This window comes from Photobacterium satsumensis (assembly GCF_050336935.1).
Lineage (GTDB): Bacteria > Pseudomonadota > Gammaproteobacteria > Enterobacterales > Vibrionaceae > Photobacterium > Photobacterium satsumensis.
Window position 1 is genome coordinate 1 of sequence record NZ_JAKJSK010000034.1, and the last position, 679, is coordinate 679.

At 46.5% G+C, this 679-nt stretch carries 1 tRNA gene and 1 rRNA gene; both read left to right on the plus strand.

What is annotated here, in order from left to right:
* A 16S ribosomal RNA gene (locus tag L4D79_RS29845) occupies positions 1 to 240 on the plus strand; the annotation flags it as partial.
* Between the two features lie 67 nt (positions 241 to 307).
* Positions 308 to 383, plus strand: a tRNA-Glu gene (locus L4D79_RS29850).
* Positions 384 to 679 lie beyond the last annotated feature (296 nt).

Genomic DNA, 679 nt, shown 5'->3' on the forward strand with positions numbered 1-679 from the left:
CGGATTGGAGTCTGCAACTCGACTCCATGAAGTCGGAATCGCTAGTAATCGTAGATCAGAATGCTACGGTGAATACGTTCCCGGGCCTTGTACACACCGCCCGTCACACCATGGGAGTGGGCTGCACCAGAAGTAGATAGCTTAACCTTCGGGGGGGCGTTTACCACGGTGTGGTTCATGACTGGGGTGAAGTCGTAACAAGGTAGCCCTAGGGGAACCTGGGGCTGGATCACCTCCTTAACGATATGACTGCTGTTTTATGCAGTGTCCACACAGATTGCTTGGTTAATAGTAAAAGACAAACAGTGTCCCATTCGTCTAGAGGCCTAGGACACCGCCCTTTCACGGCGGTAACAGGGGTTCGACTCCCCTATGGGACGCCACTTTCTAAACACTTTATTGATAAAGTCGTTAGAAAGTGGTTTTTTATCCTCTTGGGGATAACRAAACACATGCTCTTTAACAATCTGGAAAGCTGACTAGTAAATTGAATTCTTTGAATTCAATACTAAATAGTTTCATCGAAAGATGAAACGAGTTCTCAAGCAACACACATTCAAGTGTCTTGTGTAAGAGTCCGGCGAAACAACAGTCCATCATAACTCAGATGGACAACCTTGGTTGTTGACCRTACGAAACCTCTTGGGGTTGTATGGTTAAGTGACTAAGCGTACACGGT